The sequence below is a fragment of the Desulfogranum aggregans genome (assembly GCF_055398265.1).
In genome coordinates, this window is record NZ_AP042447.1 from 3,512,967 (window position 1) to 3,527,912 (window position 14,946).

14 protein-coding genes are annotated in these 14,946 nt (G+C 56.2%); all 14 read right to left on the minus strand.

Annotated features, from left to right (window positions below; genetic code table 11):
- Window positions 1–5 precede the first annotated feature (5 nt).
- The 14 genes from lipA to recD all read right to left on the minus strand — a co-directional run bounded on the left by lipA (window position 6) and on the right by recD (window position 14,946).
- Window positions 6–881 (minus strand): lipoyl synthase, encoded by an 876-nt coding sequence (lipA, locus tag ACZ52Z_RS15515; protein ID WP_464267682.1) that lies wholly within the window; start codon window positions 879–881, stop codon window positions 6–8.
- A gap of 4 nt (window positions 882–885) precedes the next feature.
- A complete protein-coding gene (lipB, locus tag ACZ52Z_RS15520; protein WP_464267683.1) occupies window positions 886–1,566 on the minus strand; it encodes a lipoyl(octanoyl) transferase LipB in 681 nt (226 codons plus the stop codon).
- Between the two features lie 4 nt (window positions 1,567–1,570).
- Window positions 1,571–3,046 carry an aminomethyl-transferring glycine dehydrogenase subunit GcvPB gene (gcvPB, locus tag ACZ52Z_RS15525; RefSeq protein ID WP_464267684.1) on the minus strand — a complete coding sequence of 492 codons (1,476 nt, stop codon included), beginning with the start codon at window positions 3,044–3,046 and terminating at the stop codon, window positions 1,571–1,573.
- Entirely contained in the window at window positions 3,043–4,377 is a 1,335-nt protein-coding gene (gene gcvPA / locus ACZ52Z_RS15530) for an aminomethyl-transferring glycine dehydrogenase subunit GcvPA (protein WP_464267685.1), read from the minus strand. The genes gcvPB and gcvPA overlap by 4 nt, the downstream gene beginning before the upstream one ends.
- Before the next feature lie 5 nt (window positions 4,378–4,382).
- On the minus strand, window positions 4,383–4,778 hold the full coding sequence (gene gcvH / locus ACZ52Z_RS15535; RefSeq protein WP_464267686.1) for a glycine cleavage system protein GcvH: 396 nt from the start codon (window positions 4,776–4,778) through the stop codon (window positions 4,383–4,385).
- Window positions 4,779–4,886: 108 nt separating this feature from the next.
- Complete coding sequence (locus ACZ52Z_RS15540; protein ID WP_464267687.1) at window positions 4,887–6,170, minus strand: aminomethyltransferase family protein; 1,284 nt, start codon at window positions 6,168–6,170, stop codon at window positions 4,887–4,889.
- A 57-nt stretch (window positions 6,171–6,227) separates the two neighbouring features.
- Entirely contained in the window at window positions 6,228–6,671 is a 444-nt protein-coding gene (locus tag ACZ52Z_RS15545) for an Lrp/AsnC family transcriptional regulator (RefSeq protein WP_464267688.1), read from the minus strand.
- 160 nt (window positions 6,672–6,831) lie between these two features.
- Complete coding sequence (locus tag ACZ52Z_RS15550) at window positions 6,832–7,941, minus strand: NAD(P)/FAD-dependent oxidoreductase (RefSeq protein WP_464267689.1); 1,110 nt, start codon at window positions 7,939–7,941, stop codon at window positions 6,832–6,834.
- Between the two features lie 181 nt (window positions 7,942–8,122).
- Complete coding sequence (locus tag ACZ52Z_RS15555) at window positions 8,123–8,959, minus strand: rhodanese-like domain-containing protein (protein WP_464267690.1); 837 nt, start codon at window positions 8,957–8,959, stop codon at window positions 8,123–8,125.
- Between the two features lie 57 nt (window positions 8,960–9,016).
- Complete coding sequence (tpx, locus tag ACZ52Z_RS15560; protein WP_464267691.1) at window positions 9,017–9,520, minus strand: thiol peroxidase; 504 nt, start codon at window positions 9,518–9,520, stop codon at window positions 9,017–9,019.
- Window positions 9,521–9,872: 352 nt separating this feature from the next.
- Window positions 9,873–10,448, minus strand: coding sequence for a rubrerythrin (rbr, locus tag ACZ52Z_RS15565; protein WP_464267692.1), 576 nt, complete (start codon window positions 10,446–10,448; stop codon window positions 9,873–9,875).
- A gap of 222 nt (window positions 10,449–10,670) precedes the next feature.
- On the minus strand, window positions 10,671–11,582 hold the full coding sequence (locus ACZ52Z_RS15570) for an ADP-ribosylglycohydrolase family protein (protein ID WP_464267693.1): 912 nt from the start codon (window positions 11,580–11,582) through the stop codon (window positions 10,671–10,673).
- Between the two features lie 121 nt (window positions 11,583–11,703).
- Window positions 11,704–12,825: a PQQ-dependent sugar dehydrogenase gene (locus tag ACZ52Z_RS15575; protein WP_464267694.1), complete on the minus strand. Its 1,122-nt coding sequence runs from the start codon at window positions 12,823–12,825 to the stop codon at window positions 11,704–11,706.
- A 282-nt stretch (window positions 12,826–13,107) separates the two neighbouring features.
- Window positions 13,108–14,946 carry an exodeoxyribonuclease V subunit alpha gene (recD, locus tag ACZ52Z_RS15580; protein WP_464267695.1) on the minus strand — a complete coding sequence of 613 codons (1,839 nt, stop codon included), beginning with the start codon at window positions 14,944–14,946 and terminating at the stop codon, window positions 13,108–13,110.

Genomic DNA, 14,946 nt, shown 5'->3' on the forward strand with positions numbered 1-14,946 from the left:
GGGCGTCAGGAGCCTTTTGCCAGGTTAAATAACTCTTCAGCCTGGTAGGAACTGCGTACAAAGGGAGCGGCAGCCACCCCTGCAAAACCCAGATGAAGTGCCTGCTCCCGGAGGTTCGTGAACTCTTCCGGTGGAACATATCGTTCTACCTCCAGGTGTTCGCGCGAGGGCTGAAGATATTGGCCGATGGTCAGGATGTCGCAACGCACCTGGAGGAGGTCGTTAAAGGTGGTTGTCAGCTCCTCGGTTGATTCGCCGAGCCCGACCATGATGCCGGTCTTGGTAACCATGGCCGGGGCCAATTCCTTTACACGGGCCAGTAACTGGAGAGAGCGGGCGTATATTGCCTGGGGCCGGACCACGGCATAGAGGCGGGCAATGGTTTCGATGTTGTGGTTGAGGACATCAGGCTCGGCTTCCACCACGGCCGCCAGGGCGTGCCGATCGCCCTGGAAGTCGGGGATCAGGACTTCGACCAAGGTTCCGGGGCTTCGGCGACGGATTTCCCTTATGGTGCGGGCAAAGTGGGCTGCACCGCCGTCTTTAAGGTCATCACGGGTAACCGAGGTAACCACCGCATAGCGCAGCTGCATGGTTTTTACTGCTTCGGCGACCCGTCGGGGCTCGTCGTCTGCAGGGGGTCCGGGGGAACCGTGGTGAACCGCGCAGAAGCGGCAGTTACGGGTACAGTGGTCGCCCAGGATCATGAAGGTGGCAGTACCCTTGCCATAGCATTCGAACTGGTTTGGGCACATTGCCTCCTGGCATACTGTCGCCAGGTTGTTGGCGTTGACCAGATTGCGCACACGTTCATACTGCGGTCCGCTAGGCAGCTTACGCCTGAGCCATGCCGGTTTACCGCATTTTTTCCGGGTATCCATTTCGTTATTCTGAGGTCACTGGCAGATCAACAGGGGCAACCTGCCGGAGGTTTACAGCCAACAGGCTGCCTAAATGATTCCTGATGCGTTTTTTCACTTCTTCCATGGCAACCCAGGATCCCTGCTCTTTTTCCAGGGAGGTCATAAACGTGTTGGTGAGGCCGCAGGGATTGATCCACGAGAAGGGCTCAAGGGCTGGGGAGACATTGAGGGCCAGCCCATGGAAGGTCACCCCGTGACGGATGGCGATCCCAATGCTGCCGAGCTTACGGTCACCCACCCAGATGCCGTGATTGCGCTCATCACGGCTGGCGATGATCCCTGCATCAGCTGCTGTGCGCAGCATGGCTTCCTCCAGCAGGAAGACGTACTCACTGACTGACAGTCGATGTCTGCGCAAGCTGAACACCGGATAAACGACTAGCTGTCCTGGAGCATGATAGGTTATTTCACCGCCCCGTTCACAATGCACCAGCTCTATCCCCTGCTGGGCAAGAAAGTCGAGCCCCACGCAGATATGGTCCCTGCCGCCTCGTCTGCCCAGGGTGTAGACCGGCGGATGTTCGACCAAGAGCACGTATCCAATCTCTGGCGTTTGCCTGCACCGGTTCACCAATGAGGTCTGGAGGTCGTAGGCCTGCTGATAGGCCAGCAGGCCAAGATCGGTCCAGAAGCCGTGGTTCACCGGCTTATTCGGCTGCCTGGATAGGTCCGGTCAGGCACGGACAGCGCGCTGCCTGCACTTCATCCAGGCGTCGGACTTTACTCAGGCGAGGAGCATCGCGGACCGTTTCCGGCTGTTCTCTGGCTTCACGGGCGATTTCCTTCATGGCAGCAATGAATTGATCGATGTCCTCCTTGCATTCGGTTTCGGTGGGCTCAATCATGATCGCCCCCTGCACCACCAGGGGAAAGTAGATGGTCGGCGGGTGAAAGCCGTAATCTATCAGGCGCTTAGCGATGTCCAGAGTGGTTACCTTGTGCTCCTTTTGCAGCTGGTCGGTGAAAACGCACTCATGCATGGAGGGCTGCTGATAGGGGAGGTGGTAGTCCTCCTGGAGACGGGCACGGATATAGTTGGCGTTCAGTACTGCCAGCTGGCTAGCTTTGCGCAACCCTCCCGCTCCCATGGACAGGATGTAGGCGTAAGCCCTCACCAGCACCCCGAAGTTTCCGTGAAACCCATGGACCCTGCCAACGGAAGTGGGGCGATCCTGTTCCAGGCGATAAATCTCACCCTCTTTGCAGGCTCGGGGAACCGGTAAAAAGGGTGCCAGCTCGCGGGTGACGCAGACTGGCCCTGCCCCGGGGCCACCGCCGCCGTGAGGGGTGGAAAAGGTTTTGTGCAGGTTGAGGTGGAGGACATCCACTCCGCACTTTTTCATGTCGACCACCCCGAGCACGGCATTCATGTTGGCACCGTCTCCATACACGAGTCCACCCTTGGCATGCACAATATCGGCAATCGCCCTGACCTGCTCTTCAAACAGGCCCAGTGTATTGGGGTTGGTGAGCATGATCCCAGCTGTTTCTTCATCCATGAGTGCGGCTACATCGTCGGCGTTGAGCATGCCGTTGTGGTCGGATTTCACGGGAACCGAGCGGTAGCCGCAAAGGGCTGCCGAGGCTGGATTGGTCCCATGCGCGGTATCTGGAATAAGGATCTTGGTCCGGGTGGACTGACGGCTCCGATGGTAGGCATGAAAAATCAGCATGCCCGTCAATTCACCGTGGGCGCCAGCTGCCGGCTGCAGAGAGACGGCATCCAGGCCGGTGATGGCTGCAAGATAGTTCTGCAGTTCGTAAAGGATCTGGAGAACACCCTGAGAATACTCATCAGCCAGCATGGGATGTGCTGCCGCAAGCTGTGGGGTAGCTGCCTGCTTTTCGTTGATCTTCGGGTTATACTTCATGGTGCATGACCCGAGCGGATACATGCCGCTGTCCACTCCAAAATTCCACTGGGAGAGACGGGTGTAGTGTCGGACCACGTCCACCTCGCTCAGATCGGGAAAATCGACCGGGGCGCCTACCAGCGCTTCGTTGATGGGAGCGGAGGGGACGTCGCTGCGGGGAATAGACATTCCCTTTCTGCCTGGTTGCCCTTTTTCCCAGAGGAGCGGTTCGTCAAAGATAAGGCCGCTGGTTCCTACACGGTTTTTCATGAGAGCACCTCGTTTGCTACGATGTCCATGTCCTCTCGGGACGTGGTTTCGGTTACGCCGAAAAGGTATCGTCCTGCCAGCTCGGGATAGAATCGGCCCAGCTCCAGACCGGCAACGATGTTGTTGGCCAGTAGCCGTTTGTAGGTCGGCTGAAAGTCATTGGGAAAAGCGACCACGAACTCGTTAAACGTCGGTGACTCAAAACAGAGACAGGCTCCTTTGGCAAGCAGTGCGTTTTTGAGGTACTCCGTTTTGTCGTAATTCAGCCTGGCCAATTCCCGCAAGCCGGTTCCACCAAGAGAAGCCATGTACATCCCGGCGGTCATGGCGCAAATTCCCTGGTTGGAGCAGATGTTGGAAGTCGCCTTTTCCCGTCGGATGTGTTGTTCGCGGGTGGCAAGGGTCAGGACATAGCCACGCTTGCCGTCCAGGTCGCTGGTTTCCCCAACGAGTCGACCGGGCAGATTGCGGGTAAAAGGGGTTCGACAACCGAACATGCCGACGCCGGGCCCGCCGAAGGAGCGCGAAAGCCCGAAGCTCTGTCCCTCGCCGCAGACAATATCTGCACCACAGGAACCGGGGTTGGTCAGCAAACCGTATGCCAGCGGTTCGCTAAAGCAGGTAATGCACAGGGCCTGCTGGTCGTGAATGGTCTCGGCGCAGGCAGTAAGGTCCTCGATCACCCCGAAAAAGTTGGGCGACTGAAGAGCCACAGCCGCCAGGCCTTCAATCTCGCCCAGCCCGCTGAGATCTGTGCGCCCATTCTTGAGGTAGGGGAGCTCAACCAGTTCAAAACCCGTGGGCTCAAGATAGGCCCTGGCCACTTCACGGTAGTGGGGGTGAATGGCCCTGGAAACCGCCACCCGTTGCTTTTTCTTGCCTATCCGCAGCCCCATGAGCAGGGCCTCGGCTAAAGCCGATGCCCCGTCATACATTGAGGCATTGACCACGTCCATGCCCAGGAGGCGAGCGGTAAGGGTCTGGTATTCAAAGATGCCCTGCAGGGTACCCTGGGATATCTCCGGCTGGTAGGGGGTGTAGGCGGTAAGAAATTCCGACCGGCTCATCAGCGCCCTGACGGTTTCCGGTATATAGTGGTGATTGCTCCCGGCACCGATCAGCACCGTATAATCCTGGTCGACCTGCATCCTGGCAGCAATAGACTGGATGTGGTCGTTAAGTTCCCATTCGGTTTTTGGTTCCGGCAGCTGCCACTCGTCGGTCATGCGGCAGGCGTCGGGAATGCCTGCAAAAAGATCCTCCAGGCTCGAGTGACCCGTCACCTGGAGCATTGCTGCTATATCTTCCGTGGTGTGGGGGAGGTATCGCATGATGCTTATCCTTGCAGAAGTTTCAGGTAGGCGGCGGCAGAGAGCAGTTGGTCGTATTCTTCAGGGGTCGACGGCTTGATTTCAATCATCCACGTTTCGTAAGGGGCTTCATTGATCAGTTCAGGGGCATCGTCAAGCTCTTCGTTGATCGCGACCACTTCGCCGGAAAGGGGACTATAGAGTTCGGAAACCGCCTTGACCGACTCCAGCGTACCGAATTCATCCCCTTTCTGAAATGTCGAACCGACCTCAGGAAGCTCGGCAAAAACGATATCTCCCAATTGATCCTGGGCATAATCGCTAACCCCGATACGGACAGTCTCGCCGTTCTTCTTGGCCCACTCGTGATCTTCAGTGTATCCGATATCTTCAGGAAGGATGAGTTCATTTAATTCTTTCATAGGGTGTCCTCAGTAGTATGTGTTGCTGGGGGCAAAAAGAAGACGGGTCACAATACGCGCTGTGACGCGTCTCCGCAGTGTGCACAGGAGAGCGACCGGGTAGGCGCCCTACAATCCGGAAACCATCGCTGCCATCGGTTTGCGGGCAGTCCGGTCCGGCCGGATGTCGTTTCGTATTTCCACAGTAAGTTTCCGTTTACCGTCGGTAAGAATGACCTCTGTTCCGGCCGGCAGTGGCCTCTTCACCCGGACAAAGCCGCAGCAAAGGCCACGAGGTTTGAACCCTTCAGGCCTGCCTGCTGCCGTCGGGGTGGTGATGCTGATGATGTTGCCCTCCACTCGGTCAATGGCCATGTCGGTGGTGCAGGTAAGCGGAACACCGATTTCCGTGCCATCCATATCGGTGACCCTGCTTTTTTCGCTCAAGGGGATCTTGCGAAGATCAAAGCCGGCAAAGGGCAGGGTCCAGGCCGAGGAGCTGTGCTTTTCCAGGGCAGTCCTGCCCACAAAATCTTTGGAAAAATCACCTTGCTCGCCGGTGGTGGGCAGGGTGAACAACCAGGGATTGTCAGCAAACGGCCAGTCGCCGATATCCTGGTGGGAAAGCGGCAGGACGGCACCGGAACGAAGCGAGTCGCGGGCAGCAAGCCCGCAGCTGATCAGGCCATGATCTTTGCCTGCTGCCAGCAACTGGGTCCATAGGTGGTGTATATGTTCGGGCGCGACAAAGAGTTCAAAACCGAATTCCCCGGTGTAGCCGGTTCTGGAGACCATCAACGGCGTCCCATCCAGCAGCTGGATTTCGCTGGTGGGAAGGTGGGATTGTACAAAGGAGCCTTTAAAGGAGAAGTAGACCATCTGCTCGAAAAGCTGTGCCGGTTCTTTGACCAGCGCGGTCAGAATGGTCCCGGCTGCCGGTCCCTGGAGATCCATCTTGCCAACCTGGTCGGTGAAGTCGGTGACTGTTACCGCCTCGCCTGCATTGATGTGCTCTGCAAGGTGCCGGGCAATGGTGCCTCCCATGGCGGCGTTGACAACAACCATATAGTCGGTGGCGGTGAACTGATAGACGATGGCGTCGTCAATAACCCATCCCCGCTGGTCGAGGAAAATTCCATATACGCATCTGCCGGCGACAAGCGGTTTTTTGTGCTTGCCGATACAGGCGTCGATATCCTTGGTAAAGCATCGTTGAATAAGGGTGCGGGCGTCGTTGCCGTTGATGCTCAGGACTGCCATGTGGCTGGTGTCGAACAGGCCGGCGTGTTGTATGACGGCCAGGTGCTCGGCCTTGGCTCCGCTCGGATACCAGAGCGGCATATCGTAGGAGCCGAACTCGCCCATGTTTGCACCTTGGTCGAGGTGCCAACCGTGAAGAGGGGTTGTTTTCATATGCTGCTCCCTGCTGTGATGGTGATAGGAGTAGGGCAAACCGTTGAAACGGTTTTTTTAATCCGGCAGCGGTACTTTCAGGTTGAAGCTTTTATACACCACAAAAGTTTCCACGGATCGTACATTGTCAATGGTTGCCACTTCTTCGGTAAAAAATTCCAGCAGGCCGAAATCGTTGTTCAGCATCACGGTGACGATCAGGTCAAAGCGGCCGGTCACCACGCATACCGAAATAACACCTTTGAGCTTGCTGAACTCCTCTCCTTTTTTGACCAGGTCCATATCTTTTACCTGGACCCCTACCATTACGACCTGCTGGTCAGGCAGTGCCTCCGGATTGACCAGTCCGCTGACTGATAAGATACCTTCGTCAATCAGTTTCCTGATACGGGTTCGTACGGTTGCCTCGGCCAGCGAAAGTTTGTCGGCAATGGTCTTGTAGGGTACGCGACCATCTTTGAGATGGTTGATAATAGCGATATTGACCGGGTCGACTTTCATGTGGATAGTGATAAAAGGTTGCTGTATAAGCAACAAATTTTAAGAAATAATGCTGAAAGTGTCAATGGGGATGTATAAAATTGATGATTTCGACATTCTGTACTGCCTTCGGAAGAAATATCGGCCCTCTACCGGTGTTCGGCAAGCACTGGTGTGCCGATTATTGAAACGTTCGCATGAACCGTCGATCGATGCGATCTTTGAGCGCAAAGGCCAGTCGACCACCAAAGATGATCGACCACTTGCAGAAGATACCGGTGCCGTCTCCCAAGTTATAGATCAGCAGGTACTTTCCCCCAGGATCAAACTGTGTCAGGGGGGCGTTGGTTGCCGAGGCCAGGAGATTGGCATAGAGCACCTTGTTTTGGCGGACGGCATAGACGCCGACTTTGTCCAGCGGTTGCGGTTGAAAATGAATACAGTCGCCCCCGCCGAAAATGTTGTCGTAGCCGGCGGACTGGAGGTAGCGATTGACCAGTAAGCCGCCATCCGGTCCCACCGGCAGGCCAGATGCTGCAAACAGAGGGGAGGGCCGGATACCGACGGCGGAGAAAATCATATCCGCAGCAACGACCGTCCCGTTTTCCAGGATGAGCTGCCCCTTTTCCACCTGTTCGGCATAGCTGCCGTACACCAGCTCAATACCCCTTTGTTGCAGGGAGGTTTGGGCAAGGTCGCGCACCTTGTCCGGAACTTCCCTGAGGAGTGTTTTGCCTGCGATGACCGAAATTTTTGGTGGCTGGATCGCGGTGGTGGCGCCCAGGCGCCAGATATTGCCAGCGACCTCCACGGCAGAGGGACCTCCGCCCACAACCACGATATTCAATGGCCTGTCCTTGCCTCTGGCGAGTATCTGCTGTTGGGCCAGTTGGAGCTGCTCTATGGGTTTGACGGAAAAGACGGTTTGATTATCGGGAACGATCCTGTCTGATGCGACCTGGGACCCGGCATTGCAGGAGAGGACGTCATAAGTGAGCGGCGTTGGGTGTTGTTCCAGGAAGACCTGCTGCTGGTCGGGGTCAATACGTATGGCTTTGTCCTGGATGAACGTACCTCCGGCTTTTTCCACCGTCTGGCGGGTATTGAAGCGGATTTCCTCGGGGGTGTAGAATCCGCCCAGCATGCCCGGCCCCATGCCGGAGTAGTAGTGGTGCAGTGAAGGCTGGATAACGGTGACCTCGCAGCCATGGTCCCTGAGAGCGCTGAGCTGGGCAAGGATAAGCATGTGGGCATGTCCGCCGCCGATAAGGACGATTTTTCGGGTGGCCATTTTCCTCTCCTCTCGCTGTTGACCTGGTACTATCACACTGCCTGCGTCTTATACCTTCCAATTGTGCGTGCTGTCGATATGGTGCGGGGCCTGATGAGCCTGAGTTTAATGATTCATTGCAGATCTATCGCCGAAATGAACACTTTTCACCACTCAGGCTTTCCCTTTGTCACGGATTGAGTTACTCGACATGTTGCTCTATTAATTTGGCCAGGTGACTGATGTGTTTTCGTTCTTCCTCGGCAATGGTATGGAGCAGCGAGCGTATCTGCTGCTCGCCTGTTTCCTCGGCAGCGCGAAGATACAGGTCCAGGGCCTGCGCTTCGATGGCCATTGCCAGCGATAGGACTTCGACCACCTTGCCCAGGTCCGGTTCATAGAGCGCCAAATATTCCTCGGTGGTAAGACCGCCCTCCATGGCCTGCGAAACAACCTGCTGTTCCAATTGCTCCTGCGAGACAGGTTGTCCTGTATGGAGCTGGTAGAGCTCGACCAGGCGTTGCTGGTGAAGCAGTTCGATGTCTGCCAGACGGGAAAAAGTCCGCTGTACATCCGGGTTGGTACTTTGCGGGCTTAATTTCAGGTAAAAATCGCGTAATCCCTGCTCGAGCCCGTAGGCGATGACTATAACGTCCTTGAGGCTGTGTTGCCCGGAGAAAAGGGCAAGACCGATCTGGTCGGAGCCAACTGCAGCCTGCTGTTCCCAGGACTTGATGCCGCCGGCAAGGTTATATACTTCGGTAAAGCCTTTGCCATGGAGAAGTTGAGCCGCAACTCGGCTGCGTCCGCCTATAGCTCAATAAACGATGATGGGCTTTTCTGGATCGAGTTCATCGAGGCGTTGATCAAGCTCTCCTATCGGAATCAGCTTTGCCCCGGCAATGTGGCCGGCCTGGTACTCTTTGGGCTGTCGAACGTCCAGGAGGGTGAAACTGCCGGGTGAATGATCATGGAGGAAGGCCGCGGCCTCGGCGGAGTCGAACGACTTAACGGGCGTGAGAAACTGTTTCCAGAGCATGGCGTATCCTTTGTTGTACCGGTCGACCCCAAAGGCCGACCGGCAATGAGAGCTGGCTCAGGCTGCGTCCAGAGCAGCCAGCGCGGCATCATAGTCAGGTTCCTGGGTGATTTCCGGAACCTGCTCGGAGTAGGTGATGTTCCCCTGGCTGTTGATGATGACCACCGCCCGTGACAACAGGCCGGCAATGGGTCCGGAGGTGATGGTTACACCGTAATCCTTGCCGAATTCCGGGGAGCGGAAAACAGAAGCCGGTATGACGTTTTCCAGACCGTCGGTTTCGCAGAATCGCTGGTGGGCGAATGGAAGGTCAGCGGAAACGCAGAGAACGACCGTGTCATCCTTTTTCGAGGCAATCTCGTTGAATCGCCTGACTGAAGCTGCGCAGACAGAGGTATCAATGCTGGGAAAAATGTTGAGCACGACCTTTTTGCCGTTTAACTCGGAGAGGGAAACATCGGAAAGATCTGTTTTGACGAGGGTAAAATTGGGCGCCGCTCCCTGGGTCGGAAGAGAGCCAACGGTGTCTATTGTATTTCCCTGCAGAGTGATCTGGGCCATGATAGGTCTCCTTGCTGTGTTGGTTGAGTAGCGACCTCCATCCTCCAGGGCTCAGCGCCCGGCTCCACGGATGGAAGGAAAAATCAGACTCTCGGTGCCGATGCGACAAGTTGTTGAGAATCGTAATTTGCTGCATAGAATAATCATTCCCTTTTGCCTGTAAAGAGAGGGTATGATTTTTCCGAGCAAAATGATAATGGACGGAAATCAGTGGGAAAAACATCCGCGAACGGGAAGAGATGTCTGGGAATGTACAGGTGAGACAGAACAGCCGACCCCGGAGCGGGGCCGGCTGTGGTGGATGCCAGTAGTGCTTTTCCTGACCAGCACGACATCGGGAGGGGGCTGGATGCTACCAGTTCTCACCCAGCAGTTCAAAATGTGCTTGGGGATGATCGCAGGCGGGGCACCGATCAACCGCGTCGGGTCCAGTGTGCAGATAACCGCAGTTGCGGCAGCGCCAGGTGACGCTCTCCGGGCGGGAAAAGACCCGATTGTTTTCAATATTGGCCTTGAGCTCCTGGTAGCGTTTTTCATGCTGTTTTTCAGCAACCGCTATGGCGAGAAAAATTTCAGCGATTTCCGAAAAACCTTCTTTTTCAGCAGTTGCGGCAAATTCAGGATACATGGTGGTATGTTCGTAGTTTTCTCCTTGTGCTGCTTCTTCCAGGTTTTCCGCGGTGGTACCGATAACCCCGGCAGGAAAGGCGCCGGTAATTTCCACTTCTCCACCTTCAAGCAGTTTAAACAGCCGTTTGGCGTGCTCTTTTTCCTGGTTGGCGGTCTCTTCAAAGATGTAGGAGATTTGTACAAAACCCTCTTTTTTTGCCGCAGAGGCGAAATAGGTATACCTGTTTCTTGCCTGGGATTCCCCGGCAAAGGCGGTAAGGATGTTTTTTTCGGTTTGGGTGCCTTTTAATGCTGTCATGATGTTCCTCCTTGATTTGACGATGGGGTGGCAGTGTTTTACCCCGTTCGATTTTGATGAAAACAGTAGGCTTTTAATAATAAATGTTTTTTAGGAATAATTCAATTGTTGGTTACAAAACCGCAGACCTTGGATTGCAGCAGCAGAGGATGAGGGGGAGTACATGACAGGCAGGGAGGTCATGCACTCCTGTTTGCTGTCCCTGACGGGGAGCTGGGGGCCTTAGCTCTGTTGTATAGTTTCGAGCAGTTCGCTTATCCGTCCATAGGCGCGCATGTCGTTCAGCCAGCGTTCGGGAATGGCTTTTATGCCCAGGGATGCTCCCAGGAACATTCCGGTGACAAGCCCACGGGCTGCGGAATCGCCGCCGGCCATGACGTTGGCAATCAACGCTTCCTCCACGCTGTTTGGAAACCTGAGTGTCAGGTAAACTGCCCCGGGGAGGGCAGAGGCAATGGAGCAGGCCTGCCCATACTGGCTGATGGCCTTCTCCGTGTCCGGCTCATCATTGTCAAGACTGGCGCGCAGGCGGATATCGAGGTCAAGGTCGGCAACCCCAGCCTCTATCGCTTTGTTCATAGCTTCCGCCGGCGAAAGATCATGAAGGATATGGTAGGCGGAGCGGGCGATAAACAGTGCGCCGGCAAGGGTTGCCGGGTGATTGTGGGTCATCGATGTCTGCAGCGTCGTCATCTCCTCCAGGGTTTCCAGGTCGTTTCGGTACCGGAACACCAAGGGAACGATACGCGCCGCGCCGCCCAGGTCGGTGGAACTGGATCCGCACTGGCGGGGATCATCATTTGTGTGGAGGTTGGTGAGGGTTGTGTGGGTGGCGTTATCGACGTATCCACGGTAACCAGTGAACAGCTCTTGCCACATGGAGCAAAAGGCGGAAAGGGAAAAGGACTTTTCTCGGGCAATGGATTCCAGAAGAATCATGGCCTGGTCACCATAGTGGGTAAACTCACCGCGTTCTTTCTCCTGGTGATAGGAGGAAGGCAGCGGAGCGGTTATCTGTTCAATTTGGCCGAAGGTGGAGCGTATTTTACCGGTATCGTAGATCCAGTGTGCTCCGAGGGACAGGGCGTCCGCAGTAAAGGAGGCGAGTACCATGGCTGTTGCGTTGTCGGTCATAATATCCTCTCTACAGTTGTTCCATCATGGGGATGACGCGTGGAGTCATGAGGTAGTAATAGGAACGCCGGGCGGCGTTGTCAAAGTATTCATGCCCTTGTTTCCTCGACGATTTTCCCCCTCAGCCTTTGGGGGGACGAATCCGAAGGATGCGACCACTGTCAGTGGACAGGTAGAGCCATCCTTCCGGTCCTTCGATCACGTTTCTGATGCGCTCATCGAGCTCGGTAAGCAGCCGTTCTTCCAGGGTCGGGCGGAGAGAACGGTCAACGGCTACCCGGTTGAGGTGTCTGAGTTTCAAGGCCCCGGAAAAGAGATTGTTCTTCCATTGGGGAAAAGCTTTTCCCGAATACACAATCAGGCTGCCGGGAGCAATGGAGGGGATGTACACCTTGATCGGGTCAACCATCCCCGGCTTGCTGGTGGCCTCACCGACATCTACTGGCCCCCAGTACTCTTTGCCATGGGAGACGACCGGCCAACCATAATTGGCGCCAGGAAGAATGACGTTGATTTCATCTCCCCCCCGGGGTCCGTGTTCATTTGCCCAGAGGGTGCCGGTGCTCTGTGACCAGAAAATTCCCTGGGGATTACGGTGGCCGTAGCTCCAGATGGCTGATTGCGATTTACCGGCTGCAAAGGGATTATCCCCGGGGACGGTTCCATCAAGGTTAAGACGAAGGATGGTGCCGGCATGGTTGGTTCGATCCTGCCCATTTTCCCGCACACCCCGGTCTCCGACAGAAAAGAAAAGATGCCCCTGGAGATCGAAGGTTATCCTGCTGCCGAAGTGCCGACCGCTATCAGAGGCTGATTCCGTGATAAAGAGATCCTGCCAGTCGGTCAGAGCCCGGTGCTGCAGCCGTGCCCTGGCAAGCGTGGTCACTCCTTGACCATTGGAGGACTTACTGTAGGTGAAATAAATCCAGCCGCCCGGTCGAAATCCTGGAGGAACGGCAACATCGAGCATGCCGCCCTGGCCTTGGGCCAACACCTGAGGCCCCCCTTGCACCGAAATGAACTGCCCTTCCTTCGGGTCGAGCAGATATATTCCTCCCTTTCGTTCAGTAACCAGGAGGGTGGAAGGGGCAACAAAGGTCATCCCCCAGGGCACACCAATGCCAGAGGCGATTTCTTCGACCACAAACGGTTGAGAAGAGTTGCTTACGGTGAGCAGGGGGCCTGCCTGGCAGGGAAGAGAGGTAGAGAGAAGAAGAAGGATGAGCATTGAGAGCGGGCGCACAGCATTTCTCCTGCAGTTTGATGAACAGTTAGGTTTCACCCTACACTATGGGTACGGATATCCAGCCTGTAAACAGATATTTATGGTGATTCACTGTTTGAGGTGGTCGAGAGCCCGGGAAATCCTTGTACGATAGTGTTTGCTCCTCCCCGCCACTGATCCACCTGCTCCCGCTCACCAGGGCGGAGGTGCGCAAAATTCATGACTTTCGACCACAGGGCAAGGGATGGTCTCTACCAGCAGACAGAGGCAAAAGAGCCAGCCCTGAACAATCTTTTTGGGTCATCCAGGAGGGGTTTCTCCGGAGGAACGCAATCGCTCAGCCAGGCCGGAAAAGCGTCTGGCAGAGCGAAGGGTTCCCTCCAGCAGACGGTTGAGATCAGCCCGAATGGTAAGTGATTGCCGGGCACGGGTGATCCCGGTATAGAGCAGTTCCCTGGTGAGAATCGGCGTGTCTCTGTCGGGCAGAACAAGCAGGACGTGGGCAAATTCCGACCCCTGAGATTTGTGCACGGTGATCGCGTATCCTGTTTGGTGGGGAGGCAGGCGCAGCCTGGATACCGCTCGCAGTGAACCATCCGCTTGCGGAAACCAGGCCTGCAGGTCACCAGCCTGATTAGGCCAGAGAACGCCGGTGTCGCCGTTGAAAAGCCCCAGGGAGTAATCGTTCTGCAGGATCATGAGCGGGCGACCGGGGTAGTTCCCGCGCTCCGACCTGGAAATATAGCCTTCCCGCCTGAGGATGGATTCTACCAGCGCATTACACCGTTCCACGCCATTCACCCCCTGATGCAGGGCACACAGTATCCGGCAGCGATCAACCCGGCGAAGCGCTTCATCGGGCGAGGAAGCAGTGAAAACAGGGGCCAAATGCTCAAGAATAAAGCGGCGAAACCAGGCCGGTGCTGCTGCCCCAAGCTGGAGGGAGCCTTCATGCAAGGTCAGGTCGGGGTATGAATGACCGCTGCAGCAACGGGTGACGGCTTCACTGCTGCGGCTGTTGACAGCGGTTGCCAGCGCGGCAATGCCTGAGTTGGCACCAAATCGGCGGCTCTCTCGGAGGTGGACCAGGCAGTTCTCCAGGGGGAGGGCAGTCTGGCAGGCAGGAAAGGCCTGTCCGGTCAACTCCAGCATATGCCGCTGCATCGTCGGCGACCAGGGGGAGACCTCTGAACCACACAGGTCGGTCAGCAGGTTTCCGGCTTCCACAGACGCGAGTTGGTTCTTATCGCCGCACAGGACCAATCTGCATTCTGGAGGCAGGGCTTTTAGCACCGCAGCCATCAGGGGCACATCAATCATTGACGCTTCATCAATAAGCAGCATATCCAGGTGGAGCGGATTGCGCTGGTCATGGAAAAATCGGTGGGTGTGATGGTTGTAGCGGAGCAATCGGTGGAGGGTTATCGCCTCTTCCGGTACCCCATCAGCAAAGGGATGAGGCAGGGTCGCTTTTGCCTCCTGCAGGGATTCCTTCAGCCTGGCCGCTGCTTTGCCTGTCGGTGCGGCAAGACGGATCCGCCGACAGGCGGGGAACAGGCGGGCCTGGGCTGCGAGTATTCTTGCTACCGTAAAGGTTTTCCCTGTCCCGGGCCCACCGGAAACAACCACAAATCGCCGCAAAAGAGAGAGGGCAACTGCCGCACATTGCCAGTCGAAAACAGCCTGAGCATGGTTGTCGGGAAAAAGCCGGCAGAGAACCGAACGCGCCTTCTGAGCATCAATGGGTTCATCGACTGCGCATCGAGTGAGCACTCCATCGGCGATGGTTGTTTCGTAGCGATGGAAACGGTGGAAATAGAGGCGATGACGGGCGTCCAGGATCAATGGAGCGGTCTCCCCCGGGGAGCCGACAATCCCGGAGCGAATCAGGGTCTCCCTGATTTTTGCGGCCGTTGTCCGGGTGGTTTCAATGGTGGCCAGCTGATGCACGATTTCGGTAAGCGGCAGACAGACATGGCCCTCAGCAAGCGCTCGACTGAGCATGGCGGCGACCAGGGCCAGGGGTTCCGAATCGTTATCACCTTCGGCAAGCCGGGCAAGAAAGAAACCGATTTCCACATCGATGGAACGCAATTCCCCTTCTTGCTGGAGCTGTTGCAGGTGCTCGATTGTCGTCAT

What these genes read in the sequence shown, in the direction of transcription:
- lipA (WP_464267682.1), bottom strand. Translation starts at nt 881, where the DNA reads ATGGATACCCGGAAAAAATGCGGTAAACCGGCATGGCTCAGGCGTAAG.
- gcvPB (WP_464267684.1), bottom strand. Translation starts at nt 3,046, where the DNA reads ATGAAAAACCGTGTAGGAACCAGCGGCCTTATCTTTGACGAACCGCTC.
- gcvPA (WP_464267685.1), bottom strand. Translation starts at nt 4,377, where the DNA reads ATGCGATACCTCCCCCACACCACGGAAGATATAGCAGCAATGCTCCAG.
- gcvH (WP_464267686.1), bottom strand. Translation starts at nt 4,778, where the DNA reads ATGAAAGAATTAAATGAACTCATCCTTCCTGAAGATATCGGATACACT.
- ACZ52Z_RS15540 (WP_464267687.1), bottom strand. Translation starts at nt 6,170, where the DNA reads ATGAAAACAACCCCTCTTCACGGTTGGCACCTCGACCAAGGTGCAAAC.
- ACZ52Z_RS15545 (WP_464267688.1), bottom strand. Translation starts at nt 6,671, where the DNA reads ATGAAAGTCGACCCGGTCAATATCGCTATTATCAACCATCTCAAAGAT.
- ACZ52Z_RS15550 (WP_464267689.1), bottom strand. Translation starts at nt 7,941, where the DNA reads ATGGCCACCCGAAAAATCGTCCTTATCGGCGGCGGACATGCCCACATG.
- tpx (WP_464267691.1), bottom strand. Translation starts at nt 9,520, where the DNA reads ATGGCCCAGATCACTCTGCAGGGAAATACAATAGACACCGTTGGCTCT.
- rbr (WP_464267692.1), bottom strand. Translation starts at nt 10,448, where the DNA reads ATGACAGCATTAAAAGGCACCCAAACCGAAAAAAACATCCTTACCGCC.
- ACZ52Z_RS15570 (WP_464267693.1), bottom strand. Translation starts at nt 11,582, where the DNA reads ATGACCGACAACGCAACAGCCATGGTACTCGCCTCCTTTACTGCGGAC.
- recD (WP_464267695.1), bottom strand. Translation starts at nt 14,946, where the DNA reads ATGACGACAATCGAGCACCTGCAACAGCTCCAGCAAGAAGGGGAATTG.